Below are 22,982 nucleotides of genomic sequence, written 5' to 3'. Positions count from 1 at the left end.
CCGTCAGCCTGTTATATACTTGCAATCACAAATAGATGATGGAGTGACGGATAGTGAAGAAGCAGCGTCCCGCGACGATCACGGTTGGTCATGATCTGCTGCGCGCCGTACCTTACCTCGTTGCACGTGCCGGAAGCCGCATGGGCAACGCATTTTCGAAAGCGCTCAAGCCGTACGGCCTGAGCTTGACTGAATGGCGTGTGTGCGCGTCGCTCGGGAATGTGCCTCATCAGAGGCTCTCCGAGCTCGCTCCGCAGGCTTGTGTCGACATGTCGGTGCTCTCGCGCATAGTGGACCGACTAACTGCACAGGGACTCGTGTCCAGGGAACGCAGTTGCAACGACGGCCGAGCCGTTCAACTGGCGCTGACCGAGAAAGGCGCCGAACTGACGCGCGAGATCGTCCCGCTTGCCCAACACTACGAGGCCGTTGCGTTGAACTGTTTCAGCGCTGCGGAAGCTGAACTGTTGCGTGAATGGCTGATCAGGCTCTATGACAACGCAGAGCCCCTGGACGACTTGCACGTCGATGCCGAGTCGACTCCGCCCGGTCAGCCAGTTGCGGTTCCGGCGCGCGGTGATTAGAAAGGGAATCAGATCGAGCGTGCCACTCAGCGGCGAGGAAGATGCGTGCCGTGTACTCGAAGTCGTTGCCGCACACGTCGTAACGATAGCCAGATGACTATGGATTGATGTCGGGATTTGAATTGGAAGGATAGACGCTCAACCCCTAAGATTTTCTTCATTCGCTGGAGCAGTTCGACGCCTCACGCCGTGTGACCGAATTCGACAGCTCAAACCCGAACGAAGGATCTTATGCTGACACTTGGACTGAACGAGCCCGGCACGCTTGTCTCCAAAGCCGCCGATACGGGTGAGGCGCGCTCGCCTGAGAGCGCGTGGATCGACGATCTCGTTGCCGCCAATCGCATCCTGTTCGACCAGGGCATCGTCGATGCGTTTGGCCACGTCAGCGTGCGTCACGAACACAATACAGCGCGCTTTCTGCTCGCCCGCAACATGGCACCGGGGACGGTCGAGGCGGGCGACATCATCGAATTTGATCTGGACGGCAATCCGCTCGACGCGCGCGGGCGCGCAGTCTATCTCGAACGTTTCATTCATGCGGAGATATACAAGGCGCGCAGCGACGTCATGGCGATCGTTCATAGCCATTCTCCTTCGGTGCTGCCGTTCAGCGTCACCCATGGCGTCACGTTTCGGCCCGTCTGCCACATGTGCGGCTTTCTCGGCCGAGGCGCGCCGATCTTTGAGATTCGCGACCGTGCTGGACATGCGACGGACCTGCTGATCCGCAGCAACGCGCTTGGCCGCTCGCTCGCCGAGGCGCTCGGCGATGCGTCGATCGTGCTGATGCGCGGTCACGGCTCGACCGTGGTCGGGCCGTCGCTCAAGCATGCCGTGTATCGCGCGATCTACGCGGAGACCAACGCGAAGCTGCAAAGCGAAGCAATGCGGCTTGGCCCCGTCACGTACCTGAATAGCGAAGAAGCCGAGGCCGCCTGCCGCAATGTGGAGACCCAGATCGAGCGCCCATGGGCGCTCTGGAAGGCGCGCGTCGCGAATGGCCCGGCGAAAACGGCATGACTGTACCTCCTGCAAGGGCGATCCAATGAGCAACGAACTCATCGAAGGCTATCTGCTGATCGACGGCGAGTTAGTCGAGAGCGCAAGCGGCAAGTGGGCCACCGCGATCAATCCGGCCAACGAGGCCGTGATAGGCCGTGCAGCGGACGGCTCGCGCGCCGACGTCGCTCGCGCCGTGGATGCCGCGAGCCGGGCGTGGCCCGCGTGGGCGGAACGCACGGGCGAAGAGCGCGGCGAAATACTGCGCCAGTTCGGCGACCGGCTCGCCGAGCGCGCCGAGGAGATCTCGCGCATCGAGGTGCTAGATTCGGGCAACACCTATAAGCCCACGCTGATGAGCATCCACGATACGGTGCGCAGCTTGCGCTATTACGCGGGGCTCGCGCACAGCATCAAGGGTGAAACGATCCCGTCGACGAATCGCCATCTGCACATGACCGTGCTCGAACCGTACGGCGTCGTGGGCCGCATTGCCGCGTTCAATCATCCGGCGATGTTTTCGGCGGCGCGCACGGCGTCGGCCCTAGTGGCCGGCAATACCGTCGTCGTCAAGCCACCTGAGACGTCGCCGCTCTCGGTGCTAATCATGGGGGAGATCGCGCGCGAGGTGTTTCCGCGCGGCGTGTTCAACATCGTCAATGGCTCGGGCGCGGAAGTCGGCGACGCGCTGGTTCGCCATCCCGACGTAAAACGCCTGGCGCTGATCGGCTCGATGCCGACAGGCCGCGCGATTCAGCGCAGCGCGGCGGAAGTCGCCATCAAGCATGTGACGCTCGAGCTCGGCGGCAAGAATCCGATGATCGTGTTTCCCGATGTGGATCTCGACGCCGTCGCCGACAGCGCTGTGCAAGGCATGAACTTCACGTGGCAGGGCCAGTCGTGCGGCTCGAATTCACGCCTCTTGATTCACGAGGAGATCTACGAGGCGGTGCTCGCGAAGGTGGTGGAGCGAGTCGCCGCGATCCGCCTTGGCGATCCCATGTCGCCGGACACCGGGATGGGACCGATCAATTCACGCAGGAGTCTTGATCATGTGCTGAGCTTTTTCGATCCGGCGCAAACCGCCGGCGCACGCCTGATGACCGGCGGAAAGCGACCGGCCGGTGCGCAATTCGAACGAGGCTTCTGGGTCGAGCCGACGGTTTATGCGGACGTCACCCCCGGCATGCGGCTATGGCGGGACGAGGTGTTCGGTCCGATTCTGTCGGTCGGCAAATGGCGTTCCATCGATGAAGCCGTCGCGCTTGCCAATGACACCGACTATGGCTTGTCGGCCGCAATCTGGACTCGTGACATCAACCACGCGCTGAACACGGCGAAACGTCTGCGCGCAGGCAGCATCTTCATCAACGGCAGCAATACGCACTTTCTCGGCGTGCCGTGGGGCGGTTTCAAGAACAGCGGCATCGATCGGGAAGAGGGTGTCGAGGAGCTCTACAGCTATCTGGAAACCAAAGTCATCAATGTCTTGCTCTGATTGTCCCGCAGACGGACAACGATACACATGGCGCGAGGAGATCCCATGTCTGTTGCAGTGGAAATCGATGTTGCGGATGTCATGAACAAAGGCCGCATGGGTCCGTTTCAACTTGTCACGCTGGCGCTATGCGCGATGTGCATGATCGTCGATGGATTCGACGTGCAGGCGATCAGCTACGTGGCGCCCGCCATCGTTCGCGAGTGGCACATCGCGAAGGCGAGCCTGGGCCCGGTATTCAGTGCGAGTCTTGCCGGCATGCTGCTCGGCTCGCTTGCGTTCACGCCGTTGGCGGACCGGCTCGGGCGGCGCCCCGTGCTCATTGCTTCGACATTGCTGCTCGCGACGTTCATGGCAGCGACGCCGCTTGCGGCATCCGTCGACCAGTTGATCGCGTGGCGTTTGCTGGCCGGACTGTCGCTCGGTGCGATCATTCCAAACGCGGTTGCGCTGGCGTCTGAGTACAGCCCCCCGAGCATTCGTGTCAGCGTGATGATGATTGTTTCGGTTGGCTTTGTCCTCGGTGGGCTGATCAGCGGAACGAGTGCCGCGTGGCTGATACCGGCCTTCGGCTGGCACGCGGTGTTCTACGTCGGGGCTGTCGTGCCGCTTCTCAGCGCGGCGCTCATGGCGGTGGCGCTGCCGGAATCAATGCAGTTTCTCATCGTGCGCCAGCGGCACCGGGAGAAGGTGCGCAAGTGGCTCGCACGTATCGATCCGGCACTCACGATCGGCGAGCACACCGTGTTCGTCGTTCGCGAGCGCGCGAATCCGGGCTCGCCCGTACTCAACCTGTTCCGCGACGGCAAGGCGATGGGAACGCTGATGCTCTGGGCGATGAACTTCTCGAATTTGCTTTGCGTGTTCTTCCTCGCCAACTGGCTGCCGCTCCTGATGAACGACGCCGGACACTCCACTTCGCTCGCTGTCATGGCGGGGGCGGTGATGTGGTGCGGCGGGATCGCGAGCAATTTGCTGCTCGGGCGGGTCGTCGAGCGGTTCGGCTTCACCGCCGTGCTGACGTGTAGCTTCATCGTTGCCGGTTTGGCGATGGCCTCGATCGGCGAAGTGCGCGGCGTGGCGGGGCTCGCGCTGGCGGCCATTTTCGTCGCGGGATTTTGCGTGCTCGGCAATCAGACCGCACTCAATGCATTGGCCGCGACTTACTATCCGACGTCGATCCGTGCCACCGGAATGGGTTGGGCGCTGGGCTCGGGACGCCTTGGCTCGATCGTCGGGCCGGTGGTCGGCGGCGTACTGTTGCGGCTCAGGTGGCCTACCGAGCAGCTCTTTTTCTGTGCGACGATTCCGCTGGTCGTTGCCGTCGTGGCGGTGTTGATGTTCGACCGGCTCGGCCTCTCGGCCGAGCAGGACGCACGCGGGCAATTGGACGTACGCGCGCCCGAGGCGCTCGACGGAGGTGCCAGATGAGCGCGGGCGACTTCGACTATGTGATCGTCGGTGCGGGATCGGCCGGTTGCGCACTCGCATATCGTCTGGGCGCGAACCCCGCCCTGCGCATTCTGGTGATCGAAGCGGGCGGCCCCGACCGCTCGCCGGTCATCAAAGTTCCGCTGGCATGGGGACTCATTCTCAAGCATCGCTGGTACGACTGGGGGTACTTCACGGCGCGCGAACGCGGCATGGACGAGCGCAGCATCGAGTTCGCGCGCGGCAAGGTGGTTGGCGGCTGCTCGTCGATCAACGGCATGGCGTACGCACGCGGGATGCGCGAGGACTACGACGGCTGGGCCGATGACTTCGGTGTGCAGGGCTGGTCCTTCCGGGACGTACTGCCTTATTTCAAGCGATCGGAGGCATGGGAGGGCGGTGAAAGCGAACTGCGAGGCGGCAGCGGCCCGTTGACCGTGACGCGCATGAACTACCAGGACCCGCTCGTCGACGGCTTTATCGAGGCTGCCGCGCGTTGCGGCTATTCACGCAATGACGACTACAACGGTGCCTCGGCTGAAGGGTTCGGCCCCATGCAGGCGACCATCCGCGACGGGCTGCGATGCAGCGCGGCGCTCGCTTATCTGCGGCCCGCGCTCGCGCGGCGCAACGTCGTGTTGTTGACCAACGCGCAGGTCCGTCGCGTCCTGCTCGACGACGCACCCACGCCGCGCGCGATCGGCATCGAGTACAGCTGGAAAGGGCAGCGGCATGTCGTCAACGCGCGCCAGGAGGTGCTGCTGGCGGGAGGCGTGATCAACTCGCCGCAACTCCTGATGCTCTCCGGCATTGGAGATCCTGCGCAGCTCGCCAGGCACGATATTCCCGCGCGCGTTTCTCTGCCTGGCGTTGGCCGGAATTTGCATGATCACATCGTGTTCGATCTGCGCTGGAAGAGACGCGAGCCAGGACCCTTGCATCGGACGATGCGGGCCGACCGGATCGGCTTCGACGTAATGCGCACTGCGTTATTCGGCGACGGCATGTCGAGCAAGATCCCGGCCGCCGCAGTCGGACTCATTCGCACTCGCGCCGCGCTCGCGCTGCCCGACGCGCAGCTGATCCTGGCGGCAGCGCCGATGACGGCTGGGCCGTACCTCACGCCCTTCAAGAAGGCCTACGCGGATGCGTTTGCGATCAAGGGCGTCTTCCTGACGCCGGAAAGTCGCGGCCAGGTGAGCCTGGCAAGCGCGGATCCAGCTCGTGCTCCTGTCATCGAGCAGAACTTCCTGGCGAGCGAAAGCGATCGCGACGCGGCGCGCGAGATGTTCAAGCGGATGTCCGAAATTGGTGCGCAGGCGCCGATGCAGGCGTTCATCGCCGATCAGATATCGCCGGGCAAGGGGCATATCGACGACGCACAAATTGATGCATTCATTCGCCGGACCGCGATTACGCTTCATCATCCAGTCGGCACGTGCCGCATGGGAAGCGAGCGCGATCCGCAGGCGGTACTCGATGCCCGGCTGCGTGTGCGAGGGGTGCACGGATTGCGTGTCGTGGATGGCTCAGCAATACCGCGCATCGTGCGCGGCCCGACCAATGCGCCGATCCTGATGATGGCGGAGAGGATTGCCGACGATATTCTTGGCCGCGAGCCTTTGCGCGCGTGATGGCGCCGTCACGTTGAACCCTTGCCGCGACAACACCAGCCGAACTGCGCCAGGGTTGGCACGCGAAAGTCGAATCAGTCGTTTTGAAACGCCTTCTTGTTGCGCAAGGACAGGACCTGCTGCATGAGCGTCGCTTGAAAGGGCGAAAACGCCTTGTCCTTGCGATGCACGAGAAAGATCGGAAGCGACATCGCAATACCCGGCGTGCGGACGATGCGCAACTCGCCGCGCTCGACGTCCGCGCGAATCGACGACTCGAGAAAGAAGGACAGCCCTAGATCCTGCTTGACGAGTAGCTTCTGCGCTTCTGCGTGGCCGAATTCGAGGATGACATTGCGGGTGTCGATACCGCACGCGCGCAATTGCGCGTCTTCCAGTTCGCGGCGCACGAGATTTTGCGGCGCGCTGATGAAGGGCAGCGTCTTCAGATCGTCCGCTTTCACGGTTGGGCCGACGAGCTTGCTTCGCGGCGCGCTCACGAGAAGCAGCCTTTCGTCGAAGAGCGGCTCCACTGTCAAACCGTCGCGATTCTCGGTGGGATGCATCACGAGCACGGCGAAATCGCACGCGCCCGTGCGCGCGGCATCGAGCGCGGCCTGCGGGTTCGATAGCTCCGTGCGCACGAGGCCGTCAGGATGGGCCGCGTAGAAACTCGCGATGAGCGGGGGCAGCAGATAGGTTCCCACTGTCATCGACGCGGCGATCACTGCGCTGCCGGCCGTGCCTTTCTCGAAACCGGTCAATTCCCGCTCCATCTCACGCGTGCGCGTGACGACGTCGCTCGCCCATCGATAGACACGTTCGCCCGCCTCCGTCAGGCCGATGTTGCGCCCAACGCGCTTCAACAGCGTGACGCCGAGTTTCGCCTCGAGGCCGCGGATATGCGCGGTCACGACGGGCTGAGTGACGCACAGCAACTCGGCCGCGCGCGTGACGCTCTGCAGTTCCGCTACGAGGCAGAACACCTCGAGTTTCTGGAGCGTGAAGTAAGGATCGAATCCGCGCATGGTAGTCGCAAAGATAGCCAGGTGACTATGGAATGATGCCGAAATTTGAATTGGAAGTATAGACGCTCACCCCCTAACATTTTCTTCATTCGCTGGAGCAGTTCGACGCCCCACGCCGTGTGACTGAATTCGACACGTCAAACTCGAATGAAGAATCTTATCTGGACTGCCAAGGAGATGAGCCATGATTGATGGAATTCCGGTAATTGACGCGGTTATTCACGCGTACAACATGAACGAAAGCAATTTCGCGAACCGGTTCGCGAAACCGCTTTGCGATCTTGTTTACCACTCTGTAACAGGCACTGCCCGGCCAGGCTATGCGCCAACCGCTGCACAGTTCTACCGTGACTGGTCAATTGAGGAAACAGTCAATCAGGTTTTTGTGGAAAGCGACACAGATCTGGCTGTCTACCATGTGCTGCCCATTTATTCGTTCAAAGACGGATTGTGCAGTCTTGACAAGGCAATCGAGGCACAGCAACGCTGGCCTGATCGCGTGATCACCTACTGCGGCGTCGACCCGCTGGCCGGGCCAGCAGCAATGGACGAACTGGAACGACAGGTCGAGCTTCTCAATCCGGTCGGTCTCAAGCTCTATCCGAATAGCTGGATTGGCAGCGAAATTCGCGGTTGGAAAATGGACGACCCGGAGATTGCGTTTCCGCTTTTCGAACGCGCGCAGAAGCTTGGTGTCAAGGTCGTCGCGGTTCACAAAGCACTTCCGCTCGGTCCCGTTGAGATGGAGCATTACCGCATGGACGATATCGACCGGGCCTGCATGGCGTTTCCCGACCTGAATTTTGAGGTCGTCCATGGCGGCATGGCATTTCTGGAGGAGACGGCGTGGCAGTTGGCCAGATTTCCCAATGTCTATGTGAATCTGGAAATCACGTGTGCGTTGATCGCAACACGGCCGGCAGCTTTCCAGCACGCGATGGCGGCCATGATTGGACCGGGTGGACAGGCGGCTATCGATCGCATTGTTTGGGGGACCGGCGCGATGGCATTCCATCCGCAACCGCTGCTGGAGACGTTTGTCCGCGAGTTTTCGTTTCCGGAAGAACTGATTGCGGGCACGGGACTTCCGCAGATCGACGCCGCCGCCAAACGCAAGATCCTGTTCGAAAACTATGCACGAATGAGCGGCGTCGACCTGAACGCCAGACTGGAGAAAGTCAAAGGCGACGAATTTGACCGTGCAAAGGCACAGGGTTTGGCAAAACCTTTCTCGACGGTTCGGGAGGTCAGTCATGCCTGATCAGGACGATGTGCGACGCGCCCTGGAGCGCGTTGTGGATCCATGTTCGATTGCGACGGGTGTTGGAATCAGTCTGGTCGATATGGGGATGGTTCAATCGATTGAAGTCAATGCCGGAACCGTCCGGGTAGTGCTGAAATTGACCAGCCCGGTTTGCTGGCAGGGGGCCAACATTATCGAGCGGGTAGAGCGCGTAGTTGGTGAGTTGCAGGGCGTGACGTCCGTTGAATGCGTACTCGACGCGCAGGCTCAATGGATGCCGCAGGACATGAACCCAGCCGCGCAGCAGAAGCTGCGTAGCGTAAGACCTCTTGAGGTGGTGCGATGAGTGAGACGGAAATTGCCGGGCACGTCAGCGTGCCCGCAGTGGAGAAGCGTTATCAGAGCAAATTCATTTCGGTCGACGGTATGCGGACGCATTACCTGGAGGCTGGCGAAGGTGAGACGATAGTGCTTCTGCATAGCGGGGAGTTTGGAGGCTGCGCGGAGATCAGCTGGGAGTACCTTATCCCGAAGTTGTCAAAGTCGTATCGTGTTGTTGCTCCTGACTGGCTTGGCTTCGGGAAGACGGCAAAGATTCACGACTTTGACGGCAAGAGAGCGCGAATGATCTCGCATATGGCGAGGTTCCTCGAGACGATGGCAATCGATCGGGCCCACTTTGTGGCGAACTCCATGGGCGCCACATACCTGTTGCAGATTGCGGCCGAGTTACCTTGCCGGTTTCCCATTGACAAGCTGGTGGCGATCGGCGGCGGTGGGTTCGTTCCGGCCAATGCGGAGAGGCAGCGACTGCTCGACTACGACGGAACAGAAGAGTCGATGGCACGAGTCCTCGAAGCCATTTTCGAGGATCCGGTCTGGTATCAGGACCGGGCATACGTACAGCGCCGCCATGCCTTGAGTATCGAGCCTGGCGCATGGGAGGCGGTCGCGGCGGCACGTTTTCGCTCTCCTGTTGAGAAGCATGAGCGATCCGAGTTTGGCAACGCCGACATTACCCCATACCAGAATATCTCGCGGCCTACGCTCCTCGTTGCTGGCGAACAGGACCGGTTGCGAATGCCCGGCTTCGCAAAAGAGTTGGTGACGAAGATTCGCGGTGCTGAAGCCATCACGATTCCCGATTGCGGACATTGTCCAAACATCGAGAAAGCCGATGTGGTAGCCGAAGCAGTATTGGAGTTCCTTGGGCGTTCGCAGGCGTAATAAGGTGGAATGTCGCAACGCGAAAACGGCACGTGAAGCGCCTGAACTGTGCCTTCGGCGGTAGTCAAACTGCTTCGCAATTGAAAGGACCGGGGGGATTCCGCACCAAGGTCGGCGCCTCGGTGTCGCCGACCAAAGCCAATCAGCATTTCGTGAATTAATATTAGAACTGCGAATAAAAAATAAGCGCTCATTAGCCTTACCGAGTCCTGCCAGAGTTCTGTCAAGAAATTCCCGTCGGCAATGATCGGCGGTCTGTTCTACGCAGCGGTTTTTTCCCAAACCAACGGTCGGGCGTTGACAACGCCCGGCCGCCGGCGATTCAGTGTGGCGAACTCATGAATGGCACCCCGTCTCCAGTCTCAGGTCTGGTATGACCTGGTGCCGCACTCGCCGCGACAGGTCAATTAGAAAATCGAAAGCAGTGCAATGGGAAAGGAGACAGGAAATGCATCACAGAGGAGGATTGACATTGAAAGTTGTCGCCGGCGTCGCGGTGGCGCTCTTTGCGGGTGGCGCTTACGCACAGAGCAGCGTCACCCTATACGGGGCGCTCGACACCGGCGTGCTTTATACGAGCAAGACCGCCGGCGCAACCGTGGGCCAGAATGCCGGCAAGAATTTTTCACTTATAGAAGGCGGTCTCACACCTTCCGTATTCGGCCTGACCGGGACGGAGGATTTGGGCGGTGGCCTGAAAGTATCGTTCAAGCTGGAAAGCGGAATCAACCCCGCGAACGGGGGGCTGGCCGACTGTAACGGGAATCTGTTCGGCTGCCAGGCTTGGGTCGCGCTCAACAACCAATACGGTACGCTCAAGGCAGGCCTGCAGTACTCGCCATTCTTTCTCGCACTGTATGAGTCGGATCCGCGAGATTTCGCCCTGTTCGGCAGCAGCGTTGTGAATTACGTCGATAACGCGCTCGCCACCGGCGCCTTCAGCCCCAATTCGGTGTCTTACACGAGTCCGGAGTTGGCCGGATTTCAGGGCAGCGTGTTGTATTCGCTCGGTGGCACTCCCGGCGATTTTCAGGCCGGGCGGCAGTATTCGGCTAGCCTCAAGTACGAAGTGGGCGGCTTCATGATCAACGCCTCGATCTTTGACAGCAATGCGGGCGGCAGTGCGCAGACGCCCGTGCAGAGCGCACTGGAATACGAGGGGCGTACGATCGGCGCCGCGTACAAGATCGGCCCGGTCACGATGAAGCTGTCGTTCGTAAATTACAAGGTATCGGGTTCGTTCAACAACAACGTCTACGGTGGCGGTCTCGACTATCTCGTGACGCCAGCGTTCGACATGAACGCGGGCGTATGGGTGACGAGCGACCGTAACCAAACTGCGAATCATTCGGTGTTGGGTGCGTTGGGCGCCACGTACTTCATGTCGAAGCGTACCTCGTTCTACGCCCAGGTTGGCACGGTCAACAATCGAGGCCTGATGAACACGGGCATCTCGCTCAACGGTGCGTTGTACGGGGCGCAAGGCACGACAGTGGCTGCGCTCGTGGGCTTGCGTCACGCCTTCTGAAGACACCGGAGAATCTGGACGAAGGTAATCAAAAAGGGGCGGTACGGGCTCTTGCTCACTGTCGCGCTTACGACGCGAATTCAGCCGCTGCCGGCGCGTTTCGAAGGCCGCCGTTTTTGAGGCACGCGCAGAGCCGCGGAATCCGTCTGGGCAGCGTTATCCCGTGCTTCGTGTGTAACCCTCGCTTGAACCATGCCCACCTGTTATGAGGCGTCCGGCCGTCTGCATGCTGACTTCGCGGCCAAGTAGCGAACCGCAGATCTTGGGCCCGCATAAGTCTGCCGCCCTTATCGGAGCGCTGTCGGGCCTTTCAGTGGGCGCTTGCCGTCGATGATGGCTTTTGCTTCATCAATGGCAGCATCCAACGCCCAGTTTTCGCGACGGTAGCCCTCTTCCTCAAGGCATTGAACCGGAATTTGCATGGCGGGCTGAGCATCGGTGTCGTTCGGGATAAGCACGAAGCCGCGGAACCCGAATATCTGCAAATCCGCACCGCCGATGCCTTGTTTCGGGAGCGTTTGAACTGAATATTCAAAACCGTTGTGCGTGTTCTCAGCGCGGGCCATATTCGTCTCCAGCGTGGTCGTCTTTGGATCCTGGCACCCGAATCCGGCGCAATTGCAGCGTTGGCAGAACGCGGTTTGGCGCTATCTGCGTACCGGCAGTTCTCGCCCGAACCCGGTCCGCACGGGATGCGTGTCCAGCCAGCGGGATTGCGGATTCCTGTGATGTGCGCGTTTGTCGTGCTCTGCTACCAATATTGCAGCGATGGTCAGCGCCATCACCCCAAACAGTACACCCGTCATCGACTCGGCCATGGCAGCCTCCTTCCCAGGTCGCGGGCATGCTTGCATTTTAGGCGATGCGTTCGTGCAAACCGGCGTTTTGCGTTGTCGCTTTCATTCCGGCAAGACGTGGCGTTACCCGTCGATGGGTACGTCGAACTGTGTCCGGCAAGCTGGACATTTGAACGGCTCGACGTGACCCTGCGCCGGAAATGCGGCGAGCGGCTGCTCCTCGCCGGCGAGGTAGCAGACCGGGCACGGCAGCGCGTCGTACGATCGAAGTCGGTGCCACCGGTCGACGAAGCGCTGAATGTCTGCAGGCCGCCGAGCGTCAGCGCATCGCCGTCACCCGTGCTCGCCGCACCGCTCGCGTTCGGCGAATTGGGATCGCGATTGATCTGCAGACAGGAAGCCGCGAGGTTGATGGGACCGAACGAATAGCTCAGGCCCGCGCTGTAGGCCGCGTTGTTGGAGATGTTGCCGGCCTGGTTCGAGAACGCGTACATCGCACCGATCTTCAACCCGTTGAACGGCGCGCTGGCGAACTTCACCGAGTTGTTCAGGCGCATGTCGTTGTTGAGGTTGTCGTTGTCATACGGGTGTTCGGCCAGGTTCCCGCCGAATATTCACGGCGCTAAAGCACCCGGCCGCAGCTGCAGGTTGTCGCGCTGCTGCGGGCCACGAGGCCCGTAGTCGAGCTCGGCCCCCACGTTGCTGCTATGGAGGATCGGGGCGGGGGCGTCGCAGGGGTCCATGATCGACTCGACGAAAATCAGTTGGTCGTTCGGCGCGGCAAGGGCGTTTTGCAGATCCCCGCACGTCCTGGCCACGAACGACTGCGCGGACGCGCCCGGATGGAGCACTTTCGGCAGATCGGCGTAAGACCAGTTTGCAATGTCGTTGTAGGGTTCGGTCTTGCCGATGTAGCCGCGTTCGATGGTGTAGCCGCCATTGTTGATCAGCAGGATCGCCGGCTTGTGATCGTGGTGCAGAATGGTCGACAACTCCTGCGCCGTGACCTGGAAGGAACCATCTCCAATGAGTAGCACGTGGCGGCGCTCTGGCGCCGCAGTGAGCGCGCCAAGCAGGGCGCCGACCGAATAGCCAATCGATCCCCAGTTGATCGACCCGATGAAGGTGCAGCCCGGCGGCAGCTTGAGGCCGAGAAGGGAAAATGACGTGCCATTGTCGACGTACAGCACGTCTGCGGGCCGCAGATAGTCCTGGACAGCCTGCCAGTAGGCCGCTTGAGTCAGCTTCGCGGCAGCCTCTGCGCGCGTGCGAGCAACGGGTGCTTCAACCGGGCGTTGAACGCGGGTCGCCACCTGCGGTACGACGTCCACCACGCCGCGTAGCACTTCCTTGAGCGTCACCGCCTGATAGTTGTCTTCGCCGACGTCCACGGCGTGCGCACGCGCGTGGATCGTGCGAGCGGGCAGCGTTGCCGTGAAATCGCCTGTGGTTACCTCAATCGGCCGGTAACCCACGGCGAGCAGGCAGTCGCTGCTCTCGATCGCCTCACGTACCCCCGGCTCGCTGCCCTTACCGGCGTAGATGCCGACGTACTGCGGATGCGATTCATCGATCACGCCCTTGGCGGCGTTGATCACCGCGAGCGGAGCCTGCAGCTTTTCCGCCAGCGCCACGAGCTCGGGGACGACACCGAAGCGGTCGGCATCCGTATCCACCAGGATCGCCGGCGACCTGGCGGAGGACAGCTGTTGCGCGAGTGCAGCGATGCACGACTGCAGCCGTTCCGGATCGCCGGGAGCGTGGGCAAGGACGAGCGGTGCAGCCGGCGCCTCGATCTCCAGATACGCGATGTCGGATGGCAACTCCATGTAGACCGGGAGCTTTTCGCGCCAGGCCGTGAGGATCAGCCGGTCGATCTCGACTACCGCGTTGCGCGGGGTGATCCTGGCCTGGGCCACCGTCACCGGCGCATAGGCGCGCAGAAAGTGGTCGAAGTTGCCGTCGGCCATGGTGTGGTGCATACCGAGGCCGCGATCGATGGAGCGCAGCGGGATCGAACCGCTGATACAGATGACGGGGATGTGCTCGGCAAAGGCGCCGGCCACACCATTGAGTGCGCTCAATGCGCCGACGCCGTTGGTGACGAGCAGCGCGCCGAGGCCGGTCAGCCTGGCATAACCGTCCGCCGCATAGGAGGAGGTCAACTCTCCCGTTGTGCCGACCCATTCCAGTGCACCGCTATCGTGTAGTTGCTGCAACAGCATGAGGTTGTAGTCGCCCGGGACGCCAAACAAATGCCGAATCCCGGCTTCCCCGAGACGGCGAAGCAGGAAGTCGCCGATCGTCATGCGTTGGGTGAGTTGGGCCGTGTTTTGCGTGTTTTCCATGGAGGACTCCTTAGCTGGTTCAATGGAGGAACGTGCGGTACCGATGTTCGATCGCACTCCGCGGAAAGCAGGCGCCCACCCTGGCGATGGTTCTTCACCGCCAGCAGGTCGATGCGTAGAGCAAATTTCGCCGCGAATAGTATGCGCCTGGCTTGAGTCTGGATGACTGCATTGGCGCTGCGTAAATCGGTTTGCGGTACAACGGATTCGCAGTCTAGGCGCCGGGCAAAAACAGGAGCGTGACTGAGTTATTACAAAAAAATATCAGGGAGGGGACACGCAGCGCTTCGTCATTTCCTTGTAATGATTGAGTAACGGCCCTGTTGGAGCGCGCTGCTTAGACTGCTATCACCCTTGGCTGGTATAGGGGCGCAAACGAGCACAGAATCATTGATACGCGCATGACACTGCAGGGATCGGACGCCATGAAAATTCTCGTCATCGAAGACGAAGCCAAGACCAGCGAGTACATTCAGAACGGCTTGACGGAAGCGGGTTACGTGGTGGACGTGGCCACGAACGGCATCGACGGGCTGCACCTCGCGCAGGAGATGGGCTACGACCTGATCCTGCTCGACGTGATGATGCCGGAGATGGACGGCTGGACCGTCATGAAGAAGCTCGGCGCGCGCACCAAAACGCCGGTGTTATTTCTGAGCGCGCGCGGCACGCTCGAAGACCGGCTGAAGGGCCTCGATCTCGGCGCCGACGATTATCTCGTCAAGCCTTTCTCGTTCGCCGAGCTGCTGGCGCGCATCCGCATCATCTTGCGGCGCGGTCAGCCGCAAAAGCAGGAGGAGCAGGTCTTCGAAGCAGGTGACTTGCGGGTCGATGTGCCGAAGCGGCGTGTCGACCGGGGCGGCGTGCGTATCACGCTGACCAACAAGGAATTCAACCTGCTGACGTTCTTTCTGGAGCACCAAGGTCAGGTGCTGTCGCGCGCCCTGATCGCTTCGCGCGTATGGGACATGAATTTCGACAGCGACAGCAACGTTGTCGATGTTGCGGTGCGCCGATTGCGGCAGAAAATCGACGATCCTTTCCCGGTTCGCTTGATTCATACGATTCACGGCGTGGGCTACCGTTTCGAGTACGAAGCATGAGGCGGCTTTCGCTCACCACACGCCTTGCGCTGTTATACGCACTCATCGTATTTACGGCGATGGCGTTGCTCGGCACCTTGCTATACCGGGGCCTCGAGCGGCAACTGATGGTGCGCGACGATGCGGCGCTGGTGACGAGGGTGGACCAGCTTCGCACGCTAATGAACGATGTCGACGTGCGCGAGCTGATTCGGGACAAGCCCCATCTCTTCGCGAACATGCTCGGTAATACGGAATCACTGCTGATCGTGGGTTTTCCGGGTGAAGCGCCGCTCATTACGGTGAATCCCGGTCACAGGGCGGTGCCGGACGTGATGCCTGTGCCGATGGACGCGCCACTCACGCTCGGCGCCGTTCACCATACGCTTGCGGCGGATGGCACGCCGTTCATCTATGTCGCTGCTGCGGCGCACGACATCGCCGGCAAGCAGGATCTGCAGATCATCTCCGGGCGCTTGCTGAGCGAGCGCACGCAATTGTTGCGGGCATACCGCAATCAGATACTGCTGTTCGCCTCCGCTGGCGCGACCATTGTCGCCTTGCTCGCTTTCGTCCTCGCGCGCCGCAACATGCAACCGTTGCGCGTTCTCGCTGCGCAAACAGCGGCGATCGGCATCAGCACGCTGTCGACCCGCATCGAGCAGCGCGCCGCGCCCCCCGAACTCGACGCACTGATTGCGGCATTCAACGGCATGCTCGACCGGCTCGAGCGCGGGTTCACGCAGTTGAAGCAGGTGTCGGCGGACATGGCGCATGATCTGCGCACGCCAATCGGCAATCTGCTGGGTCAGACCGAAGTCGGCTTGAGCCAGACGCGCGATACCGTGTATTACCAGCGGCTTCTCGGCTCGAATTACGAGGAACTGCAACGCCTGTCGAAGATGATCGACAACATGCTGTTTCTCGCGCGCACCGAGCAGGCCGACAACGCCATCGGGCGCAAGGAGTTGCCGCTTGCCGTGGAATTCGAGCGCATGCAGGAGTACTTCGAGGGTCTCGCGGAGGACCGCAACGTGAGCCTCGAGTGGCGCGGCGAGGGCCACGTGTACGCAGATCCGGATCTGCTGCGCCGTGCGCTGGGGAATTTGCTTGCGAATGCCTTACGGTATGCGGAGCCGGGTACGGCAATCTCGACCATGGCGGATCAAGGACCGCAGGCCACGACACTCCACGTCGAGAATCGCGGACCGACGATCGAGGCGCATCACCTCGAACGGATCTTCGATCGCTTCTATCGGGCGGATCCGTCGCGGCATCGCTCGTCGGAGTCGAGCGGGCTCGGGCTTTCGATCGTGCGCAGCATCATGTTGCTGCACGGCGGGACATGGCACGCTTCGAGCAGCAACGGCGTGACGCGCTTTACGCTCGTGTTCCCGCGGCGGCGCGAGCAGCGGGGCCAGTAGGCGCCCCAGGGCCGGTGGCGCGGCAAACCGCGCTATGATGGGCTGCCTTGAGTTGGGAATGCGGGACGCAACCCATCGGTGCGCGCATGGGTTGTTCGTACGAGTGGAATTCAGCATCCATTCCAGTCACGAAGCGTTGAATAAGCGATGAAACAACGTACATGGCCCAGATTCGCTACCGTTTGTTCATTCCTGGCTTTCATGCCGCTTGCGGGTTGCGTGGCCCGCGGCGCGCCGTCCTGGTCGCTCTTCGGCGCGTACTTTCCGTACTGGCTCGTGAGCGCCGTGATCGGCATTTTGGGTGCGCTCGTCGCACATCGCACGTTCATCGCGACCGGCTGGGTTCGCCAGGTGCCTTACCAGCTTTCCGTATGCACCGCGATCGGCATCGTTGCCGGGGTGCTCGTGTGGCTGTGGGGAACGGGGCAGCTCTGACATGAAAATGGCCGGCCAGAATCCTCGACATGCATGGAAGGGCCGCGCGATCGCCGCCGCGATCGTGCTGCTCGGCGCGGGGGCGCTTTGGTATGCGTACGACCGCTCGTCGCGCTATCCGTCAACCGACGACGCATCCATCGACGCGGACGTGGTCCACGTCGCGTCGCCCGTGGGCGGCCGGATCACCCGTGTCCCCGTGGAAGAGAACCAGCATGTCTCGAAGGGCGACGTGCTGTTCGAAATCGACCCGGTGCCGTACCGGCTCGGGGTCGCGCAGGCGCAAGCCGAAGTCGAACTGGCGCGTGCATCGCTCGGCACGCGCCGGCGCACGCTGATCGGCGAGACGTCGAACGCGGCGATCGCGGCCGACCAGACCCGTCGTGCGACGCACAACTACGACCTCGCGACGCGCAGCGTCGACCGGCTGCGGCCGCTCGCGGCGCAAGGCTATGTCTCGGCGCAGCAACTCGATCAGGCGGTCGTGGCGCAGCGCGACGCGAGCGTATCGCTTGCGCAGGCGCAGGTGCAGCAGCGCTCTTCCGCGCAGACGATAGGCGACGACACCGACGCCATAGCGGTGCTGCACGCGCGCGAGGCCGCTCTGGCCATCGCGCAGCGCGCGCTGGACGACACGGTCGTACGCGCGCCGTTCGACGGCTACGTGACGGGACTGACGATCCTCGCGGGCGAGACGGTCGCGCCGAACCAGTCGATCTTCACGCTGGTGCACTCGGGCGAATGGTTCGCCGTGGCGAATTTCCGCGAGACGGCGCTCGGCGCCATCGACGTGGGCGACTGTGCAACCGTGTACTCGATGATCGACCGAAAGCAGCCGATGAGCGGCAAGGTGATCGGCATCGGCGCCGGGATCATGGACACGGACCGCGTGAACCTGCCGCGCAGCCTGCCGTACGTGCAGCAGTCGGTGAACTGGGTGCGCGTGGCTCAACGCTTCCCGGTCCGCGTGCGGATCGACGCGCCGGTCAACAAACTGGTGCGAGTGGGCGCCAGCGCGATCGTCGAGGTCCGGCATGGCCAGTCTTGCCGGTGACATCAGGCGGCCCGGTCCGCGGGAAATCGTGAGGCTGCTCGCGCCGTTTCCGGGCCGCGCCGCGATCGTCACACGCATTGCGCTGATCTGCGCGCTCACGGTGCTCGTGACGACCGGCTACAGCACGCCCGACGCCGCGACTTCCGTCTATATCGTGTTCTTCCTGAACCGGCCAGATCGCGTGACGAGCGTCATCATGTCGTTCGCTTTGATGCTGCTCGTGACCGCGATCATCGGGATCGTGATGATCTTCGCGATCCTCACCATCGACCAGCCGCCGCTGCGGGTGGCGAGCATGGCGGTGCTATCGTTCGGACTGCTATTCGCCACGTCGGCAAGCAAGCTTCGGCCAATCGGCGCGATCCTTGCGATGATCGTCGGCTTCGGGCTTGACGAGCTTGGCCTCGCGCCAGTCGGCGAAGCGGCCACGCGCGGCCTGATGTACGCGTGGCTGATGGTGGCGATTCCGATTGGCGTGGCGATCGTCGTGAACGTGGTGATTGCACCGTCGCCGCGCCGGCTCGCCACCTCGCAGCTTGCGCGGCGCCTGAGGCTCGCCGCGCGCCGCCTGACGGGCACGGCGACCGACGAGGAGCGTGCTGCATTCGAAGCGTGCATGCGGGAGGGCGACCATCAGATCCTCTCGTGGCTCAAGCTCTCGAAGCTCGAAGGCACGTTGACACCGGCCGACGCTGCACCGCTGCGTCAGGCGGCGGCGTCCACCACGGCGATTCTGGTCGCGACGGAGTTCGCGGCGAGCGAACCCGGTGCGCGCCTGCCCGACGCGTGCGCGGCGCAGCTTGCCGAAACGATGACGCAGATGGCCGCGATGCTGGAGGCGGGCGGCTATCCCGTGGATGTCACGCTCGACGTGCCGGACCGGTGCGAGGGAACCGCGCTACAGGGGCTCGTGTTCGCAGACCTGGGCGCCGCGCTGGAGGGCTTCGCGGTGCCGCCCGCGGAGCCCGCCGCGGCGCCGGCTGCTGCTCCTGCTCCTGAGAAAACCGCTGAGCCGCCCACGCGCAGCGGCTTTTTCGACGCCGATGCCTTCACGAATCCCGACCACGTCCGTTACGCGTTGAAGACCACAGCGGCGGCGATGTTCTGCTACGTGCTGTATCAGCAGCTCGACTGGCAGGGCATCCATACCTGCTTCATCACCTGCTATATGGTCTCGCTCGGCACCACGGCCGAGACCGTCGAGAAGCTGACACTGCGGATCACGGGCTGTCTTGCCGGCGCTTTGCTCGGCACGGCGGCGATCGTGTTCGTGACGCCTCGTCTCACCTCGGCGGGCGAGCTGATGGCGCTGGTGTTCGCGGGCGCATGGCTGGCCGCATGGCTGGCGATGGGGTCGGCACGGATCTCGTATGCGGGCATGCAGATCGCGTTCGCGTTCTTCCTGTGCGTGATCCAGGGCGCGGCGCCCGCGTTCGACCTCACGCTCGCACGCGACCGCGTGATCGGCATCTTGATCGGCAACGTTGTGATCTACCTGGTCTTCACGCGCGTCTGGCCCGTGAGCATCGCCAGCCGGATCGACGCTGCGCTCGATGCGCTCGTTGCGCAGTGGACCCGCATCGCGCGCGCAGCGGACGCCCGCACGCGCGGCGCGCTCGCGGGAGGCGCGCTCGCCCAATACGGCGGACTGCGCCAGGATATCGGCCTGATTCACTACGAGCCTTCGTGGGTGCGTCCCGAGCCGGAGTGGGTGGCGAGCCGGCGTCGCGCGCTCGCGGAGCTCGAGGCGCTGGAGGCACCGCTGGTCCTCGCGGCAGGGCGCGCGGGCGCCGCGCGGCTGGGTGAAATCGCCCAGCGCCTCGCTGCCAGCGGCGACGCGCACGTGCAAGCCGCACAGCATGCCGTCGACACGCAGGCGCCAGGCGCTGGGGCCGAGGAGGACCGCACTGCCGACCCCGCCCTCGATGCGCTCCAGAACGTCATCGCAAAGCGTTTCGGACAGATCGCCGACATCACGCGCCCGGCATCGGCCAAGGAGACGACGACCGATGCGCGCCCCTGAACCCACGCTCCGGCTCATCGTATTGGCCGCCGCGTTGGCTGCCGCATGGGCGATCTCGGGACTCACGGGATGCGCGACGTCGTCGATCGATCTCGCGCCACCCGCGCCGGACCGTCCGTGGCAGCCGCAAACGGACGCCGGCGGCAACATCGTGGCCGGCCCGCCGCGCAGCGCGAACGACGCGGCGCAGGTCGGCTACACGTTGCCGCGCAGCGCCGCACTGGCCTCGATCGAACCGGCGGCGGCGCTCGATGCGAACCACGCGTACACGCTGCCCGAGCTGATCGATCTCGCGGAGTCCACGAACCCGCTCACGCGTATTGCCTGGAACGACGCGCGCAATGCAGCGCTCGCGGCGGGCATTGCGAAGACCGCGTATCTGCCACAGCTCACTGCTACCGCGATGGGCGGATACGAGGCGGCGAGCGGCGCGGCGTCGACGCCGCTGCTCGGCAACACATCGACCAACTCGAACATTCACGGCACGGTTTCCGTGCTCTCGCTGCAATGGCTGCTATTCGATTTCGGTGGCCGCCGCGCGCGCCTCGATGCGGCCAAACAGCTTTCCGTGGCGGCGAACGTCGCGTTCACGTCGGTTCATCAGCACGTGATTCGCGACGTGAGCATCGCGTACTACACGTACGAAGCCGCAAGCGCGCGGGAGCAGACCGCGCAGCAGGCACTCGAGAACGCCGACGGCATTCTCAGCGCCGCGCGCGCACGGCGAAAGCAGGGCGTGGGCACGGTCGTGGAGGTCGCACAGGCCACGCAGAACCGCGCACAAGCCAATCTGCTGAAGGTGCAGGCGGACGGCGCCGTGAGCGACAGCTATCTGAGCCTCGTGTCTGCGCTCGGCATTTCGCCGTTGTCGAAACCGATGATCGCGCCGTTGCCGGCGCGTATGCTCACGCCGGCGCTGCACCAGAGCGTCGATGAAATCGTTGCGGATGCGATTGCGCGGCGGCCGGACGTACAGGGCGCCTATGCGCTCGAGCAGGCGAACCAGGCGAAGATCCGCGCGGCGGAGTCGGCGTTCATGCCGAGGATATTCCTCTCCGCCACGGCCGCGTACGGCACCGGCACGACGTCGATTACGGCGATTCCCCCGGTTGGCGATCAGGCGGCCACGGTGAACCTGAACGGCAGCCGCCGCAGCGGCAGCATCTTCCTCGGCGTGACGATTCCCCTGTACGACGGCGGATTGCGCTCCGCCGTGCTGATGCAGGCGCGCAACGATGCGGACAGTGCGTCCGCGCAGTTGACCCATACGCGGCAGGAAGCCGTCCGGCAGATCGTTGCCGCGCAGAATGGGCTATCCACGAGCCTCGCGTCGAACGACGCCGCCAAGGCGCTGGTCGAGGCCGCGCAGACGACCTACGACGCGGCGTTCGCCGCGTACAGGCATGGCGTCGGCACGATTACCGACGTGCTCCTCACGCAGAACCAGCTGCTTGCCGCGCAGAACGCGTATGCGGACAGCTACAGCGCCGCCTTGTCCGCCGCCGCGACGCTCGCCCTTGCGACGGGCGAGATCGGCACGCCGTCGCTGGAGGGCGCACCGTCTCAGCAGGATCAGTGAAGACGGTGCGCTCGCCGGCTCAGCTGCCGAAATAGATCGTGCAGAAGCTAGCCGGGCCGACACAGTTGGACTGTGCGGGCAACCGCGCATGAGAACCCGCGGACGAGCTGCCCTCCAGCGAGACACCACCCACATCGCGTTGCGCTGAATTTTGCGCGGTTTGCCCGGCTGCGATCTTGGCCTCGGCTGCCTGAATGTCAGCCGGATAGCTGATGTCGTCGCCGCGCGCCGGGCTGTATCCGGCCTGCTCGACACGCACGAGGTCCGCACGGACTTCAGCGCGGGTGAGGGGAGCGGTGGACCGCGCAAAGCTATATGCCGGAACGGCGACAGCAGAAGCAGCAACGAGAACACTGAGAAGAATCTTTGACATGGTCAATACTCCTATATATCCGTCTAGCTGATGAGTCGAGAAAGAAAGCCGCAGCATCGACTGTGCATGGACGCGAGTGCTGGCTCAGGAAAGAACAACTTGAAACCTGGCTAAGCGAGGCAAAGCGTTACTGCGTGGTTGCAGTGTAAGCCGGCGCTTCCGTCGGCACGGTGACCCAGCTATTACAAAAAAATAACGCGTCTTTCGTTCCCTTTGATTCGACTCATCGCCACTGGCACGTCATTTTTTTGTAATGGCTGGGTAACCCCCTCGTTCGTGGCAGCTTTTTAGACTGGCCGTGTTTCAATCGGCTGGTTCACTTCGCGTCATTCCAAGGAGCTGCAATGTCTTTTCCCTCTTTCCGCTCGGCCGTTGCACATGCAGCAGCGGCGCTTTGCATGGTTGCCGGCACCGTTGCGACGGCGCAGGCCGCGCCCATCAAGAACGTCGTCCTCGTGCACGGCGCCTTCGTGGGGGGTGCCGGATGGCGTCCGGTGTACGACATTCTCACGAAGGACGGCTACAACGTGACGCTCGTGCAAGAACCGCTGACGTCCTTCACGGACGACGTGTTGGCTACGAAGCGCGTCATCGATAGCCTCAACGGCCCATGCGTGCTCGTCGGCCATAGCTATGGCGGCGCCATCATCACCGAGGCGGGCAACGACGAACACGTGAAGTCGCTTGTCTATATCGCCGCTCACGCACTCGAT

At 62.7% G+C, this 22,982-nt stretch carries 22 protein-coding genes; 16 read left to right on the top strand and 6 right to left on the bottom strand.

The genetic code is table 11. The features are described 5' to 3' along the window. Window positions 1-53 precede the first annotated feature (53 nt). The 5 genes from EYW47_RS32995 (at window position 54) to EYW47_RS32975 (ending at window position 6,149) form a co-directional block, all read left to right on the top strand. Complete coding sequence (locus EYW47_RS32995) at window positions 54-584, top strand: MarR family winged helix-turn-helix transcriptional regulator (protein WP_240764017.1); 531 nt, start codon at window positions 54-56, stop codon at window positions 582-584. 231 nt (window positions 585-815) lie between these two features. Beyond that, window positions 816-1,607: a class II aldolase/adducin family protein gene (locus EYW47_RS32990; RefSeq protein ID WP_133199013.1), complete on the top strand. Its 792-nt coding sequence runs from the start codon at window positions 816-818 to the stop codon at window positions 1,605-1,607. 25 nt (window positions 1,608-1,632) lie between these two features. Continuing rightward, window positions 1,633-3,084: an aldehyde dehydrogenase family protein gene (locus tag EYW47_RS32985; protein WP_133199012.1), complete on the top strand. Its 1,452-nt coding sequence runs from the start codon at window positions 1,633-1,635 to the stop codon at window positions 3,082-3,084. A 45-nt stretch (window positions 3,085-3,129) separates the two neighbouring features. After that, window positions 3,130-4,515, top strand: coding sequence for an MFS transporter (locus EYW47_RS32980; RefSeq protein WP_133199011.1), 1,386 nt, complete (start codon window positions 3,130-3,132; stop codon window positions 4,513-4,515). Then, a complete protein-coding gene (locus tag EYW47_RS32975; RefSeq protein WP_133199010.1) occupies window positions 4,512-6,149 on the top strand; it encodes a GMC family oxidoreductase in 1,638 nt (545 codons plus the stop codon). The genes EYW47_RS32980 and EYW47_RS32975 overlap by 4 nt, the downstream gene beginning before the upstream one ends. A gap of 74 nt (window positions 6,150-6,223) precedes the next feature. Here the strand turns inward: EYW47_RS32975 and EYW47_RS32970 are convergent, their stop codons facing one another. Continuing rightward, window positions 6,224-7,156 (bottom strand): LysR family transcriptional regulator, encoded by a 933-nt coding sequence (locus EYW47_RS32970; protein ID WP_133199009.1) that lies wholly within the window; start codon window positions 7,154-7,156, stop codon window positions 6,224-6,226. Window positions 7,157-7,340: 184 nt separating this feature from the next. Between EYW47_RS32970 and EYW47_RS32965 the strand changes: the two genes are divergently transcribed. The 4 genes from EYW47_RS32965 (at window position 7,341) to EYW47_RS32950 (ending at window position 11,154) form a co-directional block, all read left to right on the top strand. Beyond that, window positions 7,341-8,417 carry an amidohydrolase family protein gene (locus tag EYW47_RS32965; protein ID WP_133199008.1) on the top strand — a complete coding sequence of 359 codons (1,077 nt, stop codon included), beginning with the start codon at window positions 7,341-7,343 and terminating at the stop codon, window positions 8,415-8,417. Continuing rightward, window positions 8,410-8,745 (top strand): metal-sulfur cluster assembly factor, encoded by a 336-nt coding sequence (locus tag EYW47_RS32960; RefSeq protein WP_133199007.1) that lies wholly within the window; start codon window positions 8,410-8,412, stop codon window positions 8,743-8,745. Before EYW47_RS32965 ends, EYW47_RS32960 begins: the two co-directional genes overlap by 8 nt. Further along, window positions 8,742-9,626, top strand: a complete 885-nt coding sequence (locus tag EYW47_RS32955) for an alpha/beta fold hydrolase (RefSeq protein WP_133199006.1) — start codon at window positions 8,742-8,744, stop codon at window positions 9,624-9,626. Before EYW47_RS32960 ends, EYW47_RS32955 begins: the two co-directional genes overlap by 4 nt. A gap of 448 nt (window positions 9,627-10,074) precedes the next feature. Beyond that, window positions 10,075-11,154 (top strand): porin, encoded by a 1,080-nt coding sequence (locus tag EYW47_RS32950; protein ID WP_133199005.1) that lies wholly within the window; start codon window positions 10,075-10,077, stop codon window positions 11,152-11,154. Window positions 11,155-11,441: 287 nt separating this feature from the next. On the opposite strand, the gene EYW47_RS32945 is transcribed toward EYW47_RS32950, so the two are convergent. The 4 genes from EYW47_RS32945 to EYW47_RS32935 form a co-directional block, all read right to left on the bottom strand. Continuing rightward, a complete protein-coding gene (locus EYW47_RS32945) occupies window positions 11,442-11,720 on the bottom strand; it encodes a hypothetical protein (RefSeq protein WP_133199004.1) in 279 nt (92 codons plus the stop codon). Window positions 11,721-11,801: 81 nt separating this feature from the next. After that, complete coding sequence (locus tag EYW47_RS41110; RefSeq protein ID WP_165976741.1) at window positions 11,802-11,972, bottom strand: hypothetical protein; 171 nt, start codon at window positions 11,970-11,972, stop codon at window positions 11,802-11,804. After that, a complete protein-coding gene (locus tag EYW47_RS32940; protein ID WP_465263516.1) occupies window positions 11,957-12,550 on the bottom strand; it encodes a porin in 594 nt (197 codons plus the stop codon). Before EYW47_RS32940 ends, EYW47_RS41110 begins: the two co-directional genes overlap by 16 nt. A 15-nt stretch (window positions 12,551-12,565) precedes the next feature. Then, window positions 12,566-14,299 (bottom strand): alpha-keto acid decarboxylase family protein, encoded by a 1,734-nt coding sequence (locus EYW47_RS32935; RefSeq protein WP_133199002.1) that lies wholly within the window; start codon window positions 14,297-14,299, stop codon window positions 12,566-12,568. 425 nt (window positions 14,300-14,724) lie between these two features. On the opposite strand from EYW47_RS32935, the gene EYW47_RS32930 reads away from it, so the two are divergent. From EYW47_RS32930 to EYW47_RS32905, 6 genes are all read left to right on the top strand, one after another. Then, complete coding sequence (locus tag EYW47_RS32930; RefSeq protein WP_133199001.1) at window positions 14,725-15,402, top strand: heavy metal response regulator transcription factor; 678 nt, start codon at window positions 14,725-14,727, stop codon at window positions 15,400-15,402. Then, window positions 15,399-16,805, top strand: coding sequence for a heavy metal sensor histidine kinase (locus EYW47_RS32925; RefSeq protein WP_133199000.1), 1,407 nt, complete (start codon window positions 15,399-15,401; stop codon window positions 16,803-16,805). Before EYW47_RS32930 ends, EYW47_RS32925 begins: the two co-directional genes overlap by 4 nt. Window positions 16,806-16,952: 147 nt before the next feature. Continuing rightward, a complete protein-coding gene (locus EYW47_RS32920; protein ID WP_133198999.1) occupies window positions 16,953-17,240 on the top strand; it encodes a hypothetical protein in 288 nt (95 codons plus the stop codon). 1 nt (window position 17,241) lies between these two features. Then, window positions 17,242-18,294, top strand: coding sequence for a multidrug transporter subunit MdtN (gene mdtN, locus EYW47_RS32915; RefSeq protein WP_133198998.1), 1,053 nt, complete (start codon window positions 17,242-17,244; stop codon window positions 18,292-18,294). Further along, window positions 18,275-20,317 carry an FUSC family protein gene (locus EYW47_RS32910; RefSeq protein WP_133198997.1) on the top strand — a complete coding sequence of 681 codons (2,043 nt, stop codon included), beginning with the start codon at window positions 18,275-18,277 and terminating at the stop codon, window positions 20,315-20,317. The genes mdtN and EYW47_RS32910 overlap by 20 nt, the downstream gene beginning before the upstream one ends. Beyond that, window positions 20,304-21,896: a TolC family protein gene (locus tag EYW47_RS32905; protein ID WP_133198996.1), complete on the top strand. Its 1,593-nt coding sequence runs from the start codon at window positions 20,304-20,306 to the stop codon at window positions 21,894-21,896. The genes EYW47_RS32910 and EYW47_RS32905 overlap by 14 nt, the downstream gene beginning before the upstream one ends. Window positions 21,897-21,915: 19 nt before the next feature. Here the strand turns inward: EYW47_RS32905 and EYW47_RS32900 are convergent, their stop codons facing one another. Beyond that, window positions 21,916-22,269 carry a DUF4148 domain-containing protein gene (locus EYW47_RS32900; protein WP_133198995.1) on the bottom strand — a complete coding sequence of 118 codons (354 nt, stop codon included), beginning with the start codon at window positions 22,267-22,269 and terminating at the stop codon, window positions 21,916-21,918. Window positions 22,270-22,613: 344 nt separating this feature from the next. On the opposite strand from EYW47_RS32900, the gene EYW47_RS32895 reads away from it, so the two are divergent. Then, window positions 22,614-22,982, top strand: a 369-nt coding sequence (locus tag EYW47_RS32895) for an alpha/beta fold hydrolase (protein WP_133198994.1), incomplete at its 3' end; no start/stop codon positions are given.

The organism is Paraburkholderia silviterrae, assembly GCF_004353915.1.
Classification (GTDB): domain Bacteria; phylum Pseudomonadota; class Gammaproteobacteria; order Burkholderiales; family Burkholderiaceae; genus Paraburkholderia; species Paraburkholderia silviterrae.
The sequence above is the reverse complement of the archived record's forward strand: the minus strand, read 5'-3'. Positions and strand labels throughout refer to the sequence as shown.